Raw genomic sequence first — 13,657 nt, 5'->3', positions numbered from 1 at the left:
GCACGTTCACCGCAGCGGAGGGGGCATAAAGCAGAGGTGCTGTAGTGAACGGAACTCTTCCACTTCAGTCATTTAGAAATACTGAATGGCTTAACTGACTGGCATTACCTCCTCTGGAGGCCTTTTTTTTAGCCGCCACGTCAGCAGTAATGCCACCGCCACCAGCCCCGCAGCCGCCAGATAAATAACCGGCACCCCGGCCCACGCCATCACCAGCCCGGCCAGCGGCCCGGTGATCCCCAGTGACATGTCCATAAATACCGTATAGGTCGCCAGCGCTGCACCCTGATTCTGCTGCGGCACCGCTTTCACCGCCACGACGCCCAGCGCCGGGAAGACCAGCGAGAACCCAGCCCCCGCGAGGAAGACCCCAATCCGCGCCACCCAGGGCGCATCGGCGATGCCGGTCAGCAGCAGGCCGATAATCTCCACGCCAAAGCAGATCATGGCCACGTTCAGCCCGCCCAACCGGTTAATACCGTTCGGGAACAGAAGTCGCGTTCCGACGAAGGCACAGCTGAACAGGGTCAACGCGAAGGCCGCGCCGTCCCAGCCCTTATCGGCATAAAACAACGTAATGAAGGTGGCGATCACCCCAAAGCCTGCCGAGCCGAGGGCCAGCGCCATACCGTAAGGCCAGACGCGCCCCAGCACCGCACGAAACGGCATCGGTTTGCCTTTGCTGGCTTTAACTTTCGGTCGCGGCAGAGCAAATAAAATCGCCAGCAGCGCCACCGCCATAATGGTCAGCGCCAGCCCGCTCAGGCCGGTGTAGCGGTAGCAGAGCACGCCGAGGGGAGCACCCATCGCCATCGCGCCGTAGGTGACAATCCCGTTCCAGGAGATCACCCGCCCGATATGCGACGCCCCCACGACCCCCACGCCCCACAGCGTGGAACCTGTTCCGGCGAGGCTTTGCCCGACGCCGAGGATCACCCGCCCAAAACAGAGCAGCGCCAGGCTCACTATCGGCCAGGCGCTGGTTAACCCGGCCAGGAAATAGCTCACTCCACTCAGGAAGCAGCCGCACAGCCCCAGCACGACAATGCTTTTTGGGCCAAACAGGTCGGCGTAGCGCCCGGCATAGGGGCGGCTTAACAGCGTGGCGAAGTATTGCAGGCTGATCACCAGACCGGCCCAGAAGGCGCTAAATCCCATGACGTCATGGACATAGCCGGGCAGCACGGCCAGCGGCAGGCCGATGGTCAGGTAGCTGGCAAAGTTGAAAATAACGACGGAAACAATACGCAGGTTGAGGCGTAATCCACTCAGTGCCGGTTCGGCGGCAGGTTCGGGCATCAGGTTCACCAGAATTTTTACAACAGTGTTTCACTATTACCATGACAAGGGGTGAATTGCAGCAGCGACTTTAAGATTAAAGGCCTCAGCCGAAGCGCGATGCGCGCACTACACTTATGAGCATCTCATAAGAGGAAATATTATGTTAATCACGCCACCCGATAAAACGGGTCTTACGCAACCTGATAAAGCAGGCCTCCATATTTTGCTTAAAATGGCCTGTCTGGTGGTGATCCTTGCCGGTATCCACGCCGCCGCGGATATTCTCGTGCAGCTGCTGCTGGCACTCTTTTTCGCTATCGTCCTTAACCCCCTCGTCACCTGGTTTTTGCGCCGAGGGGTGAGTCGTCCCCTGGCCATCACCATTGTGGTGGTCGTGATGCTGATAGGCATGACGGCGCTGTTCGGGGTGCTGGCGGCCTCGCTCAATGAATTTGCCGCCACGCTGCCGAAATACAATAAAGAGCTGACGCGCAAACTTATCGATCTGCAGGAGATGTTCCCCTTCCTCAACCTGCACATCTCCCCGGAGCGAATGCTAAGACGGATGGACTCGGAAAAGGTAATGACCTTTGCCACCGCGCTAATGACCCAGCTTTCCGGGGCGATGGCCAGCGTCCTGCTGCTGGTGATGACGGTGGTCTTCATGCTGTTTGAAGTACGCCACGTGCCCTATAAAATGCGTTTTGCCCTGAATAATCCGCAGATCCACATCGCCGGTCTGCACCGGGCGCTGAAGGGCGTCTCCCATTATCTGGCGCTGAAAACATTGTTAAGCCTGTGGACGGGTGCCATCGTCTGGCTGGGGCTGGCGCTGCTGGGCGTGCAGTTCGCCCTGATGTGGGGCGTGCTGGCCTTCCTGCTGAACTATGTGCCCAATATCGGCGCGGTGATCTCCGCCGTACCGCCGATGATCCAGGCGTTTCTGTTTAATGGCTTCTATGAGTGTGCCATGGTGGGGGCGTTGTTCCTGATCGTGCATATGGTGCTGGGCAATATCGTGGAACCACGGATGATGGGCCACCGGCTGGGAATGTCCACCCTGGTGGTGTTCCTGTCGTTGCTGGTCTGGGGCTGGTTACTTGGCCCGGTCGGGATGTTATTGTCTGTTCCGCTTACCAGCGTGTGTAAGATCTGGATGGAAACCACCAAGGGAGGAAGTAAGCTGGCGATCCTGCTCGGGCCGGGCCGACCCAAAAGCCGCCTGCCGGGATAACGGCATCACCCCGCCACCCCATTCAGCGAGCGCTGCGCGGTAAATTTTATACTCGTCGGGTCAGCCTGGCCCGACGCTCTCTGTTTCAACCGGCAAAAGGTTACGCATTTCATGTACGAAAAGGACACGCTCAGCGCGCTTGAGGCCATCACCGAAGCGCAACGTATCGCTTTTGCCCCGATGCTTTTTCAAACCGCCCTCTGTCTGCGTAACACTGGCGTGCTCGCCTGGCTGGATAAGCAGGGAGCGCATGGCGCTACTGTGGATGAGATCGTGGTAAACAGCACGCTCAGTGAATATGGCGCTGGGGTATTGCTGGATATGGGATTAAGCGGGCGCATAGTGACGCACCGGGAGGGGCGATACTATCTGGCCAAAATTGGGCATTATTTACTGCATGACAGCATGACCCGCATCAACATGGATTTCACCCAGGATGTTTGCTATCAGGGCCTGTTTCACCTTGCCGAGTCACTGAGCACGGCGAAACCGGCTGGCCTATCTGTCTTTGGCGAATGGCCAACCATTTATCCGGCACTGTCTGCGTTGCCTGAACAGGCGCAGCGAAGCTGGTTTGCTTTCGATCATTTCTATTCCGATGGCGCATTCGACGCCGCATTACCCCTTATATTCGCAAGCTCGCCGACAAAATTGTACGATGTCGGCGGCAATACGGGTAAATGGGCGCTACGCTGCTGCAGATACGATGAAAATATCACCGTGACGCTGCTCGATCTGCCGCAGCAAATTGCACTGGCCCGGGAAAATATTGCAAATGCAGGATTATCTCATCGTATTGCGTTTCATCCTGTCGATATGCTTAGCGACGCTGTTCTGCCGGGTGACGCTGATATCTGGTGGATGAGCCAGTTCCTGGACTGCTTCTCTCCCGATCAGATTGTTACCCTGTTGGGCAACGTGGCGAAGGTGATGAAGCCAGGCGCGCGCTTATGCATTCTGGAACCCTTCTGGGATGCGCAAAAATTCGAAGCGGCCTCCTTCAGCCTGAACGCAACCTCGCTCTATTTCACCTGTATGGCGAACGGCAACAGCCGTTTTTATAGCGTAGAGAAATTTTACCACTATCTGGAGAGAGCAGGATTCCGGGTAGAACAACGGCATGACAATCTCGGGGTGGGCCACACCTTATTGATTTGTCAGAAAAATGAATAATAACGCGGCCTGATTTTTGCTGCGTTATTGAAAGACGGATTGATCGCGGACGCGCGCAGATGAAATTTGCATTTAACATTCTCGACTGGCATGCCAGAGCGCCAGGGCTTAGCGATGCCGATCAGTGGCAGGCATGGTCGCAGGGTTTGCACGCCATCGATCCTGCTGCGCCGCAGGCCAAACTGACCGATCTGCCGATGATGACCGCCCGCCGCCTCAGTTCAGGCAGTAAGCTGGCGGTCGATTGCGGCCTTGCGATGGTGCGAAAACATGCCATTGATGCCGTGGTTTATACCAGCCGTCATGGCGAGCTGGAGCGTAACTATCGCCTCCTGCACGCGCTGGCGACCGGGCAGGATGTTTCCCCGACCGACTTTGCCATGTCGGTCCACAACTCTGCGGTGGGCAACCTGACTATCGCGGCGCGTCAGCCGATTGTTTCGTCATCTCTTTCCGCCGGAATGGATACTTTTCAGCAGGGTCTTTGCGAGGTGTTGAGCCTGCTGCATGCCGGATATACGCGGGTGTTACTGGTCGATTTTGATGGCACCCTGCCCGATTTTTACCGCTCCGCACTGCCGGCTCAGATGCCGACCTGGCCCTATGCCATGGCGCTGGTCATCGAGGCCGGTGACGCCCTGCGCTGCGAAACGGAATCGGTCCGGTGCCCCGACGAGCCATCGCTGCCGCAGAGCCTGCAGTTCCTGCGCCACTTCCTGCGTCACGATGAGCAATTTGCGGTGCCCGGCGAGCGCCTGCTGTGGCGGTGGACGCGTGCATGACAAGTCTCATGGCAACCCTCAACCGCGGCTGGCGAATGCTGATGACCGGCGCATGCTTCGTGCTGTTTGGCGTAGGCGGGTTGATGCTGTCGCTGGTGTGGTTCAACCTGTTAAACCTGTTCCAGCGCGACCGGGCGCGTCGCCGTCGTCTCGCCCGGCGCGGTATTGCCGCGAGCTTTCGGGCTTTTTTAACCGTCGCCCGTGCCCTGGGCGTGCTGGATTACCGCTTCGATAATCCCGACGTGCTGCGCCATGAGCGCGGCTGTCTGGTAGTGGCGAACCATCCGACACTTATCGACTACGTGCTGATTGCGTCGGTGATGCCAGAAACCGACTGTCTGGTTAAAAGCGCCCTGCTGCGTAACCCCTTTGTCAGCGGGGCGATCCGCGCGGCGGATTACCTGATCAACAGCGAAGCTGACACCCTGCTAAGCGCCTGTCAGCAGCGGCTGGCGCAGGGTGATACGTTACTGATTTTCCCGGAAGGCACGCGCACGCAGGTGGGAAAAGCCATCAAGCTACAACGCGGCGCGGCCAATATTGCCGTGCGCTGCAACAGCGATCTGCGGGTGGTTATCATCCACTGTAGCGAGCATCTGCTCGATAAACAGAGCCATTGGTATAACATACCGCCGAAAAAACCGTTCTTCACGGTCGATGTCCGTGAGCGAATAGGTATTGACGATTTTTACGATGCAGCAGTACAGGAACCGGCTCTGGCAGCAAGAGAACTTAACCGGCACCTGCAGCATCGCTTAACATCCGGTCTTCAATCTTTGTCAGGAATTAATGATGCAAGCGCTCTACCTTGAAATTAAAAATCTTATAATTACTACCCTGAATCTGGACGAATTGACCGCAGAGGATATCGATACGGATGCCGCGCTGTTTGGCGATGGGTTGGGCCTTGACTCGATCGATGCCCTTGAACTGGGCCTGGCGGTAAAAAACCAGTACGGCGTGGTGTTATCTGCCGAAAGCGAAGAGATGCGTCAGCATTTCTACTCCGTTGCCACTCTGGCCTCTTTTATCACAGCCCATCGCGCCTGAGACCGAATTTATCATGACTACAGAACACAAATCCGTTTATCAGGAAGTGACCACGCTCCTGATCACCCTGTTCGAGATTGACCCGGAAGCCATCACCCCAGAGGCACGCCTGTATGAAGATCTGGAGCTGGACAGCATCGATGCCGTCGATATGGTTGTTCACCTGCAGAAGAAAACGGGTGCCCGGATCAAACCGGAAACCTTCAAGTCTGTACGTACCGTTCAGGACGTAGTGGATGCGGTAGAAAAACTCCTGCGCGAAGCGTAAGACACCATGCGTGGCGGACGGTCATTTCCGGCGATCCCCCTGTTGACGGGGTTGATGCTGGTCGCATGGCCCTTTCTGATTGGCTTCGGGCTGATGCATAACAGCCTGCACTGGCTGCTGCCGCTGCTGGCGGTCCTGCTGCTGCTGCGCTTTCGTCAGGCGCGGCATAACGCCGGGCCAATGCGCTATGCCGTGCAAACCGTCGCGCTGGCGGGCATCGCCCTGTGTACCGCCAGCTACTTGCTGAAAGCGCATCAGTGGCTGTTGTTCTATCCGGTGGTGGTGAATCTGGTGATGCTGGCCGTCTTTGGCGGATCGCTGTGGACGACAATGCCCATCGTTGAACGGCTGGCCCGGCTGCGCGAACCGAACTTACCCCCTTCAGGGGTGCGCTATACCCGCGTGGTCACCCGGGTATGGTGCGGCTTTTTCATTTTGAACGGCGGCATTGCGCTGTTCACCGCGTTACGGGGCGATATGCGGCTCTGGACGCTGTGGAACGGCATGATCGCCTATATCCTGATGGGCGCGTTGATGGCGACCGAATGGCTGGTGCGCCAGCGACGGATAAAAAAAGAGCAGCATAATGCGTAACCCTCTTCCTTTGAGCCAGTGGCTGAATCCTCCCCGCCCGGACGACACGCCCGTCGCCTGGTCAGGCGATCGCTGCTGGACGCTGGGGCAGTTGCGCGACGACGTTAGCGGGCTGATGGCCATTTTACGGCAGCAGGAAGGCGATCGCTGGGCGCTCTGTTTTGACAGCAGCTATCTGTTTATCGTCGCCCTGCTGGCAACGCTGCATGCGGGCAAAACCCCGGTGCTGCCGGGCCACAGCCGCGAATCGCTGCTGGAAGAGCAGCAGAAACTGTTCAACGGCGTGCTGAGCGACAGGACGCTGAACGTCCGGGGCCGCCTGATCATCGTCAGCTCGGCCCGTCGTAGCGCCACCCCGTTCACGCCGCTGCCGGCCATTGATGACTCCCGCATTATCGAGCTGTTTACCTCCGGTTCCACCGGCAAGCCTGAACGTATTATCAAGCACATCGCCCAGCTCGATCGGGAGGCCAGGCTGCTGGCTGAACGGTTTGGCGAGCGCCTCCCCGGTTGCTGCGTGGTGGCCTCTGTGGTGCCACAGCACCTGTACGGCCTGACGTTTCGTATCCTGCTACCCTTGTCTTTGGGGCTGCCGCTGCATGCGGAGATGCTGACCTATGCCGAGCAACTGGCGGCGCTGGATCACACTAAGCGTTATCTGTTTATCAGCAGCCCGGCGTTCCTGAAGCGGCTTGATACCCGGCTCGCCCCACCCCCCGTCGCCATACTGATCTCCGCCGGTGGCGTGCTGGCATGGGAGTCAGCTTGCGCGACCCATCGCTGGCTGGGGCTGTGGCCGGATGAAATTTATGGCAGCAGCGAAACCGGCGTTCTCGCCTGGCGTCATCGTCAGGCGGACGCGCGCCTCTGGCAGCCCTTCCCGGGCGTGAAAATTAGCCGCGTTGATGACGCCTTTCACGTCACCTCCCCCCTGATCCGCGCGCCTGAAGGTCTGCTGCTCGACGATATCCTGCACATTGAGGATAACGGTCAGTTCAGTATCGTCGGTCGCCGGGGCCGGGTGGTGAAAATCGAAGACAAACGTATCTCGCTGACTGAAATTGAGCAGCGGCTGCTGGCGCTGGAGGGCATATGCGAAGCGGCGGCATTGCCGGTCAGGCGGGACGGACGCCAGACGATTGGCGTGCTGCTGGTGCTGAGTGACGCCGGGCGTCAGCAGCTCTGCCAGCGTGGGCGTAAAGCGCAGGTTCTGGCCTGGCGACGCGCCCTGCAACCGTGGCTAGAACCCGTCGCCATTCCCCGTCACTGGCGCATTGTTGATGAAATGCCGGTGAACAGTATGAACAAGCGTGTCTATGCGCAGTTACAGGAATTATTTCATGAAAATCCATGAAATCGAGCGCCATCAGGCACAACCGCAGCAGCTGGAGATTGTCCTGCATCTGGATCCGGCCCTGTTCTGGTTCCAGGGCCATTTTGCCGTCCAGCCCCTGCTGCCCGGCATCACCCAGCTCGACTGGGTGATGCACTACGCCACCACGCTGCTGGTGCCAGACTATCGCTTTCACAGTATTCAGAACGTTAAATTCCAGGCGCCGCTGCTCCCTGATGCCACGGTGACCCTCACTCTCGACTGGGATGCCGGGCGCGAGATGCTCACTTTTCGCTATCAGCGTCACGACGGCGAACAACGCCACACCGCCAGCACCGGGAAGATTCGCCTGTGTCGCTAACCTTCCGCCCCTGCATCCTGATCCCCTGCTACAACCACGGGGCAATGATGGCGAACGTGCTGACGCGCCTGGCACCGTTTCAGCTGCCGATTATTGTGGTCGACGATGGCAGCGACGCCAGTACCCGGCAGACGCTGGACCAGCTGGCTACTGACAATGCCCATGTCACCCTGGTGCGGCTGACGCACAACGCCGGTAAAGGCGCGGCGGTGATCCGCGGGCTGAAAGTGTGCGCCGGGGCGGGGTATACCCATGCGGTGCAGGTGGATGCCGATGGACAGCATGCGATTGAGGATATTCCGCAGCTGCTGGCGCTGGCAGAACGCCACCCCCAGGCGTTGATCTCCGGCCAGCCGATTTACGACGACTCTATCCCCCGCTCGCGCCGGTATGGCCGCTGGGTCACCCATGTCTGGGTGTGGATCGAAACTCTGTCGTTGCAGCTTAAAGACAGCATGTGCGGCTTTCGCGTCTACCCGGTCGCGCCCACGCTGCAACTGGTAAACCGCGTGTCGCTCGGCAAGCGGATGGATTTTGATACGGAAGTGATGGTGCGCCTCTACTGGCAGGGCCACACCAGCTATTTTCTGCCCACCCGGGTGACCTATCCGCAGGATGGCATTTCCCATTTCGATGCCCTGAAAGACAACCTGCTGATCTCCTGGATGCACACCCGGCTGTTTTTCGGCATGTTACCGCGCATCCCCTCGCTGCTGTTTCGCCGCCGCAGCCAGCACTGGGCGCAGCAGCAGGAAGTGAAAGGTCTCCTCGGTATGCGCCTGATGCTGCGGGTCTGGCAGCTGCTCGGACGCAGAGCCTTTACCGTTCTGCTGTGGCCAGTGGTTGCCGTGTACTGGCTTACGGCGCGTCCGGCGCGGCAGGCATCGCAGCAGTGGATCGCCCGCGTCAGTGAGGTGCTGGCGCAGCGCCAGCAGCCAAAACCTGCGCGCCTGAACAGCTTTTTCCACTTCCTGCGTTTTGGCAATGCGATGCTGGATAAAGTCGCCAGCTGGCGCGGCGAGCTCCGGCTGGATCGGGACGTGATCTTCGCTCCCGGCGCGCGGGAAAAACTGGATCTTACCGTGCCGCAGGGCAAGCTGCTGCTGGCCTCCCATCTGGGTGATGTGGAGGCGTGTCGCGCCATGGCGCAACAGAAAGGCGGTAAAACCATTAATGCGCTGGTGTTCACCGATAACGCCCAGCGGTTTAAACAGATTATGCAGGAGATGGCGCCGCAGGCCGGTCTGAACCTGATCCCGGTCACAAGTATCGGCCCTGACACCGCTATCCTCCTGAAAGAGAAGATAGATCGCGGGGAGTGGGTGGCGATCGTCGGGGATCGGATCGCCGTCGATCCGCAGCGCGGCGGCAGCTGGCGCGTGGTATGGAGCGACTTTATGGGTCAGCCTGCGCCTTTCCCCCAGGGGCCATTTATTCTCGCCTCGCTGATGCGCTGCCCGGTGATGCTGATCTTCGCCCTGCGCCAGCAGGAGAAGTTGCATATCCACTGCGAAGAGTTTGCCGATCCGCTGCTGTTACCCCGTGGCGAGCGCCAGCAGGCGTTACAACAGACCGTCGATCGTTACGCGCAGCGGCTGGAACATTACGCGCTACAAGCGCCGCTCGACTGGTTCAATTTTTTCGATTTCTGGCGTCTGCCGGATACTAAAGAGAAGGAGTAAAGGGTGCTGACCGATCCCCGCTTTACGACCGAAGTAGAGCTGACTGTGCCGTTTCACGACGTCGATATGATGGGCGTGGTCTGGCACGGCAACTACTTCCGCTATTTTGAGATTGCCCGCGAGGCCCTGCTCAACCAGTTTGATTATGGCTATCGCCAGATGAAGGCATCTGGCTATCTCTGGCCGGTGGTGGATACCCGGGTGAAATACCGCGATGTCCTGACCTTTGAGCAACGGATCCGCGTCCAGGCCCATATCGAAGAGTATGAAAACCGCCTGCGTATCGCCTATCAGATTTTTGACGCCACCAGCGGCAAACGTACCACCACCGGCTACACCATTCAGGTGGCCGTGGAAGAAAAAAGCCGCGAGTTGTGTTTTGTCAGCCCGGCGATCCTGTTTGAGCGCATGGGAGTGACGCCATGAAGTGGTTACCGCTGTTTGCCCTGCTGATCGGTCCGTGGGCCAACGCCGTCACGCTGGACGCGTTACAGCAGCGCTTTACCGAACAGCCAGTGGTGCGCGCCCACTTTGAGCAGACCCGCACCATTAAGGATCTGCCCCAGTCGCTGCGATCCAACGGCGAGATGCTGATCGCGCGCGACAACGGCCTGTTGTGGGACCAAAAAGCGCCCTTCCCGATGACGCTGCTGCTGGATGACAAACGGATGATGCAAATCATCAATGGCCAGCCGCCGCAGATCATCACCGCCGATAATAATCCACAGATGTTCCAGTTCAACCACCTGCTGCGCGCCCTGTTCCAGGCCGATCGCAAGGTGCTGGAGGAGAATTTCCGCATCGACTTTAAAGACCTCGGCAACGATCGCTGGTCGCTGGTGCTGACGCCCACCACCACGCCGCTGGATAAGATTTTCGCCTCGCTGGAGTTGGGTGGCGCGACCTTTCTTGAATCTATTGTGCTGAACGACAAACAGGGTGACCGGACGGTTATCGCCCTCTCCCGCCACCAACTGACCCCCGCCAGCCTGACCGATGCCGAACGCCAACGCTTTGCCGCACCGTAACACCCGCCGTCCGGCGTTGGTGTGGGCGGTGGTATGCCTGGCGCTGCTGGGCATGTTTCTGGCGCTGTTGCCCGGAGCGCGGCTGAACAGCAGCGTACTGGCGATGTTGCCCAAACAGAGCCTCGGGGCCATCCCCCCGGCGCTGAACGACGGCTTTATCGAACGGCTTGACCGCCAGCTGGTGTGGCTGGTCAGCCCAGGAAAACACCCCGATCCGCAGGTGGCGCAGCAGTGGCTGAGCCTGCTGCAAGCCTCAGGCTCCCTGCACGAGGTAAAAGGGCCGATGGATGCCGCCGGGCAGAAGGCCTGGGGAGAATTTTTCTGGCAGCACCGCAACGGCCTGATTGACCCTGCCACCCGCGCGCGCCTGCAAAGCGGTGGCGAGGCGCAGGCCCAGTGGATCCTGTCCCAGCTTTACTCCGCCTTTTCTGGCGTCAGCGGCAAAGAGCTGCAAAACGATCCGCTGATGCTGATGCGCGGCTCGCAGCTGGCGCTGGCGCAAAACAGCCAGAAGCTGCGGCTGATGGACGGCTGGCTGGTGACCAGAGACGATGCCGGCAATTACTGGTATCTGCTGCACGGCGAACTGGCCGGTTCGTCGTTTGATATGCAGCAAACCCACCAGCTGGTGACCCGGCTCCATGACCTGGAAAATCAGCTCAAAACAGGTTATCCCCATGCGCAGCTGCTGTCGCGCGGCACCGTGTTTTACAGCGACTACGCCAGCCAGCAGGCGAAACGGGATATTTCGACCCTCGGCGTCGCCACTATTCTGGGGGTGATCCTGCTGATTGTGGCGGTGTTCCGCTCCCTGCGTCCGCTGCTGCTGTGCCTCGTCTCCATCGCCATGGGCGCGCTGGCGGGCACCGTCGCCACCCTGTTGCTGTTTGGCGAGCTGCATCTGATGACGCTGGTGATGAGCATGAGCATTATCGGCATTTCAGCGGATTACACGCTTTACTACCTGACCGAGCGGATGGTTCACGGCGGGCAGAACTCCCCCTGGCAGAGCCTGGCGAAAGTGCGTAACGCGCTGCTGCTGGCGCTGCTCACCACGGTGGTGGCGTATCTCATTATGATGCTGGCCCCGTTCCCGGGCATTCGCCAGATGGCGGTGTTTGCCGCCGCAGGATTGAGCGCCGCCTGCCTGACGGTGATCTTCTGGCACCCATGGCTGTGCCGCGGCTTACCGGTGCGCCCGGTTCCGGCCAGTGTGCCGATGCTGCGCTGGCTGTCGGCCTGGCGCAATGACAGGCGTGTGTCGGTGGGGCTGCCGGTAGTGCTGGCCCTGACGGCCCTGGCTGGCCTCACCACGCTGCGGGTGGATGACGATATCGCCCAGTTGCAGGCTCTGCCGCAGGATATTCTGGCCCAGGAAAAAACCATCACCGCCCTGACCGGCCAGGGTGTCGATCAGAAATGGTTTGTGGTGCATGGCGCGTCGGCCCAGCAGACGCTGGAGCGGCTGGAAGCCTTCACTCCCGCGCTGGCCCAGGCGCAGCAGGCGGGTGACCTGAAATCCTGGCGCACCCTGCCGCTGAACTCGCTGGCGCGGCAGGAAAGCGACCTGGATTTGCTGAAAAAGGCGGCCCCGGCAGTGACGAAGGTTCTGCAAAACGCCGGGCTGACCACGGTGTCGCCGGATCTGAATGCCATGTCAGTGGAGGTGGAAGCCTGGCTTGCCAGCCCCGCCAGTGAAGGTTGGCGCCTGCTGTGGCTAACGTTGCCCGACGGCGAAAGCGGCGTGCTGGTGCCGGTGGATGGCGTGAAAAACAGCCTGGCCCTGCGCGTACTGGCGGATAAACATCCGGGCGTGGTCTGGGTGGATCGCAAGGCGAGTTTCGACAGCCTGTTTGCCCTCTACCGCACCGTGCTTACCGTTCTGCTGGCTGTCGCTCTGGCCGTGATCGCCTGTGGCGCGATGCTGCGCCTCGGCTGGCGTAAGGGGCTGATTACCCTGGTGCCCTCGCTGCTGTCGCTGGGCTGTGGCCTGGCAGCCCTGTCGGCCACGGGCCATCCGGTTAACCTGTTCTCGCTGCTGGCGCTGGTACTGGTGCTCGGCATTGGTATCAACTACACGCTATTCTTCAACAACCCGCGTGGTACGCCGTTGACCTCCATGCTGGCCATCACCCTGGCGATGATGACCACCCTGTTGACCCTCGGTATGCTGGTGTTCAGCGCCACGCAGGCGATCAGCAGTTTCGGAATTGTGCTGGTCAGCGGTATTTTCACCGCCTTCCTGCTGGCACCGCTGGCGATGCCGGCTAAAAAAGAGAGAAAACGATGATCACCCCTTTTTACCGCGCCGCCGCCCTGATCGGCGCGCTGCTGCTGGCTGGCTGTAGCCACACCACGCAAAACAGTGACGCGACGCGCCCGCAGGCCTGGTTACAGCCGGGCACCCGGGTGACGCTGCCGCCGCCGGGCATCACCCCGGCGCTGTCGTCGCAGCAGTTGCTGACCGGCCGCTTTAACGGCACAACCCAGTCGCTGCTGGTGATGCTGAATGCCGATGCGCAGAAGGTGACGCTCGCCGGGCTGTCATCGGTCGGCATTCGACTGTTCCTCGCCACCTACGATGCCACGGGCATCCATACTGAACAGTCTATTGTCGTCCCGCAGCTGCCTCCGGCCAGCCAGGTGCTGGCGGATGTGATGCTCAGCCACTGGCCGATCGACGCCTGGCTGCCGCAGTTGCCGAAGGGCTGGACGCTGCGGGATCGCGGCGACCGACGCGAGCTGCGCAATGCTGACGGCGCGCTGGTGACGGAGATCGTCTACCTGCAACGCAAGGGCAAACGCCAGCCAATCAGCATTGAACAACAGGCGTTCCACTACCACATCACCATTCAATATCTGGATGACTGA

At 59.9% G+C, this 13,657-nt stretch carries 14 protein-coding genes and 1 pseudogene; 14 read left to right on the top strand and 1 reads right to left on the bottom strand.

Annotation, left to right across the window (positions count from 1 at the left end):
* Positions 1 to 90: 90 nt before the first annotated feature.
* A pseudogene (locus ACF8PE_RS18980) lies at positions 91 to 1,333 on the bottom strand (MFS transporter).
* Between the two features lie 108 nt (positions 1,334 to 1,441).
* Here ACF8PE_RS18980 and ACF8PE_RS18975 point away from each other — a divergent pair.
* From ACF8PE_RS18975 to ACF8PE_RS18910, 14 genes are all read left to right on the top strand, one after another.
* The gene (locus tag ACF8PE_RS18975; RefSeq protein ID WP_051916081.1) at positions 1,442 to 2,515 is read left to right on the top strand and encodes an AI-2E family transporter; all 1,074 of its coding nucleotides are present in this window, start codon (positions 1,442 to 1,444) and stop codon (positions 2,513 to 2,515) included.
* Positions 2,516 to 2,626: 111 nt separating this feature from the next.
* The gene (locus tag ACF8PE_RS18970) at positions 2,627 to 3,688 is read left to right on the top strand and encodes a methyltransferase (RefSeq protein ID WP_151586660.1); all 1,062 of its coding nucleotides are present in this window, start codon (positions 2,627 to 2,629) and stop codon (positions 3,686 to 3,688) included.
* Positions 3,689 to 3,747: 59 nt separating this feature from the next.
* Positions 3,748 to 4,470: a beta-ketoacyl synthase chain length factor gene (locus tag ACF8PE_RS18965; RefSeq protein WP_032614979.1), complete on the top strand. Its 723-nt coding sequence runs from the start codon at positions 3,748 to 3,750 to the stop codon at positions 4,468 to 4,470.
* Complete coding sequence (locus tag ACF8PE_RS18960) at positions 4,467 to 5,282, top strand: lysophospholipid acyltransferase family protein (protein ID WP_392495175.1); 816 nt, start codon at positions 4,467 to 4,469, stop codon at positions 5,280 to 5,282. Before ACF8PE_RS18965 ends, ACF8PE_RS18960 begins: the two co-directional genes overlap by 4 nt.
* Positions 5,263 to 5,520: a phosphopantetheine-binding protein gene (locus ACF8PE_RS18955; RefSeq protein WP_032614983.1), complete on the top strand. Its 258-nt coding sequence runs from the start codon at positions 5,263 to 5,265 to the stop codon at positions 5,518 to 5,520. The genes ACF8PE_RS18960 and ACF8PE_RS18955 overlap by 20 nt, the downstream gene beginning before the upstream one ends.
* A 13-nt stretch (positions 5,521 to 5,533) precedes the next feature.
* Complete coding sequence (locus tag ACF8PE_RS18950; protein ID WP_032614985.1) at positions 5,534 to 5,788, top strand: acyl carrier protein; 255 nt, start codon at positions 5,534 to 5,536, stop codon at positions 5,786 to 5,788.
* A 6-nt stretch (positions 5,789 to 5,794) separates the two neighbouring features.
* On the top strand, positions 5,795 to 6,382 hold the full coding sequence (locus tag ACF8PE_RS18945) for a hypothetical protein (RefSeq protein WP_117386032.1): 588 nt from the start codon (positions 5,795 to 5,797) through the stop codon (positions 6,380 to 6,382).
* A complete protein-coding gene (locus tag ACF8PE_RS18940) occupies positions 6,375 to 7,736 on the top strand; it encodes an AMP-binding protein (RefSeq protein WP_392495174.1) in 1,362 nt (453 codons plus the stop codon). The genes ACF8PE_RS18945 and ACF8PE_RS18940 overlap by 8 nt, the downstream gene beginning before the upstream one ends.
* Positions 7,723 to 8,076 carry a hydroxymyristoyl-ACP dehydratase gene (locus ACF8PE_RS18935; protein WP_103793272.1) on the top strand — a complete coding sequence of 118 codons (354 nt, stop codon included), beginning with the start codon at positions 7,723 to 7,725 and terminating at the stop codon, positions 8,074 to 8,076. Before ACF8PE_RS18940 ends, ACF8PE_RS18935 begins: the two co-directional genes overlap by 14 nt.
* Positions 8,067 to 9,758: a glycosyltransferase gene (locus ACF8PE_RS18930; protein ID WP_144884115.1), complete on the top strand. Its 1,692-nt coding sequence runs from the start codon at positions 8,067 to 8,069 to the stop codon at positions 9,756 to 9,758. The genes ACF8PE_RS18935 and ACF8PE_RS18930 overlap by 10 nt, the downstream gene beginning before the upstream one ends.
* A gap of 3 nt (positions 9,759 to 9,761) precedes the next feature.
* Complete coding sequence (locus ACF8PE_RS18925) at positions 9,762 to 10,184, top strand: thioesterase family protein (RefSeq protein ID WP_103793274.1); 423 nt, start codon at positions 9,762 to 9,764, stop codon at positions 10,182 to 10,184.
* On the top strand, positions 10,181 to 10,786 hold the full coding sequence (locus ACF8PE_RS18920; RefSeq protein ID WP_103793275.1) for an outer membrane lipoprotein carrier protein LolA: 606 nt from the start codon (positions 10,181 to 10,183) through the stop codon (positions 10,784 to 10,786). The genes ACF8PE_RS18925 and ACF8PE_RS18920 overlap by 4 nt, the downstream gene beginning before the upstream one ends.
* Positions 10,755 to 13,076 carry an MMPL family transporter gene (locus ACF8PE_RS18915; protein ID WP_392495173.1) on the top strand — a complete coding sequence of 774 codons (2,322 nt, stop codon included), beginning with the start codon at positions 10,755 to 10,757 and terminating at the stop codon, positions 13,074 to 13,076. Before ACF8PE_RS18920 ends, ACF8PE_RS18915 begins: the two co-directional genes overlap by 32 nt.
* Positions 13,073 to 13,657: a DUF3261 domain-containing protein gene (locus ACF8PE_RS18910; RefSeq protein ID WP_032615002.1), complete on the top strand. Its 585-nt coding sequence runs from the start codon at positions 13,073 to 13,075 to the stop codon at positions 13,655 to 13,657. The genes ACF8PE_RS18915 and ACF8PE_RS18910 overlap by 4 nt, the downstream gene beginning before the upstream one ends.

This window comes from Leclercia sp. GLN_9 (assembly GCF_043105735.1).
GTDB classification, from domain to species: Bacteria; Pseudomonadota; Gammaproteobacteria; order Enterobacterales; family Enterobacteriaceae; genus Enterobacter; species Enterobacter adecarboxylatus.
Note: the sequence above shows the minus strand (reverse complement) of the source record. Positions and strands in the feature narration are given on the sequence as shown.

What these genes read in the sequence shown, in the direction of transcription:
- ACF8PE_RS18975 (WP_051916081.1), top strand. Translation starts at nt 1,442, where the DNA reads ATGTTAATCACGCCACCCGATAAAACGGGTCTTACGCAACCTGATAAA.
- ACF8PE_RS18970 (WP_151586660.1), top strand. Translation starts at nt 2,627, where the DNA reads ATGTACGAAAAGGACACGCTCAGCGCGCTTGAGGCCATCACCGAAGCG.
- ACF8PE_RS18965 (WP_032614979.1), top strand. Translation starts at nt 3,748, where the DNA reads ATGAAATTTGCATTTAACATTCTCGACTGGCATGCCAGAGCGCCAGGG.
- ACF8PE_RS18960 (WP_392495175.1), top strand. Translation starts at nt 4,467, where the DNA reads ATGACAAGTCTCATGGCAACCCTCAACCGCGGCTGGCGAATGCTGATG.
- ACF8PE_RS18955 (WP_032614983.1), top strand. Translation starts at nt 5,263, where the DNA reads ATGCAAGCGCTCTACCTTGAAATTAAAAATCTTATAATTACTACCCTG.
- ACF8PE_RS18950 (WP_032614985.1), top strand. Translation starts at nt 5,534, where the DNA reads ATGACTACAGAACACAAATCCGTTTATCAGGAAGTGACCACGCTCCTG.
- ACF8PE_RS18945 (WP_117386032.1), top strand. Translation starts at nt 5,795, where the DNA reads ATGCGTGGCGGACGGTCATTTCCGGCGATCCCCCTGTTGACGGGGTTG.
- ACF8PE_RS18940 (WP_392495174.1), top strand. Translation starts at nt 6,375, where the DNA reads ATGCGTAACCCTCTTCCTTTGAGCCAGTGGCTGAATCCTCCCCGCCCG.
- ACF8PE_RS18935 (WP_103793272.1), top strand. Translation starts at nt 7,723, where the DNA reads ATGAAAATCCATGAAATCGAGCGCCATCAGGCACAACCGCAGCAGCTG.
- ACF8PE_RS18920 (WP_103793275.1), top strand. Translation starts at nt 10,181, where the DNA reads ATGAAGTGGTTACCGCTGTTTGCCCTGCTGATCGGTCCGTGGGCCAAC.
- ACF8PE_RS18915 (WP_392495173.1), top strand. Translation starts at nt 10,755, where the DNA reads ATGCCGAACGCCAACGCTTTGCCGCACCGTAACACCCGCCGTCCGGCG.
- ACF8PE_RS18910 (WP_032615002.1), top strand. Translation starts at nt 13,073, where the DNA reads ATGATCACCCCTTTTTACCGCGCCGCCGCCCTGATCGGCGCGCTGCTG.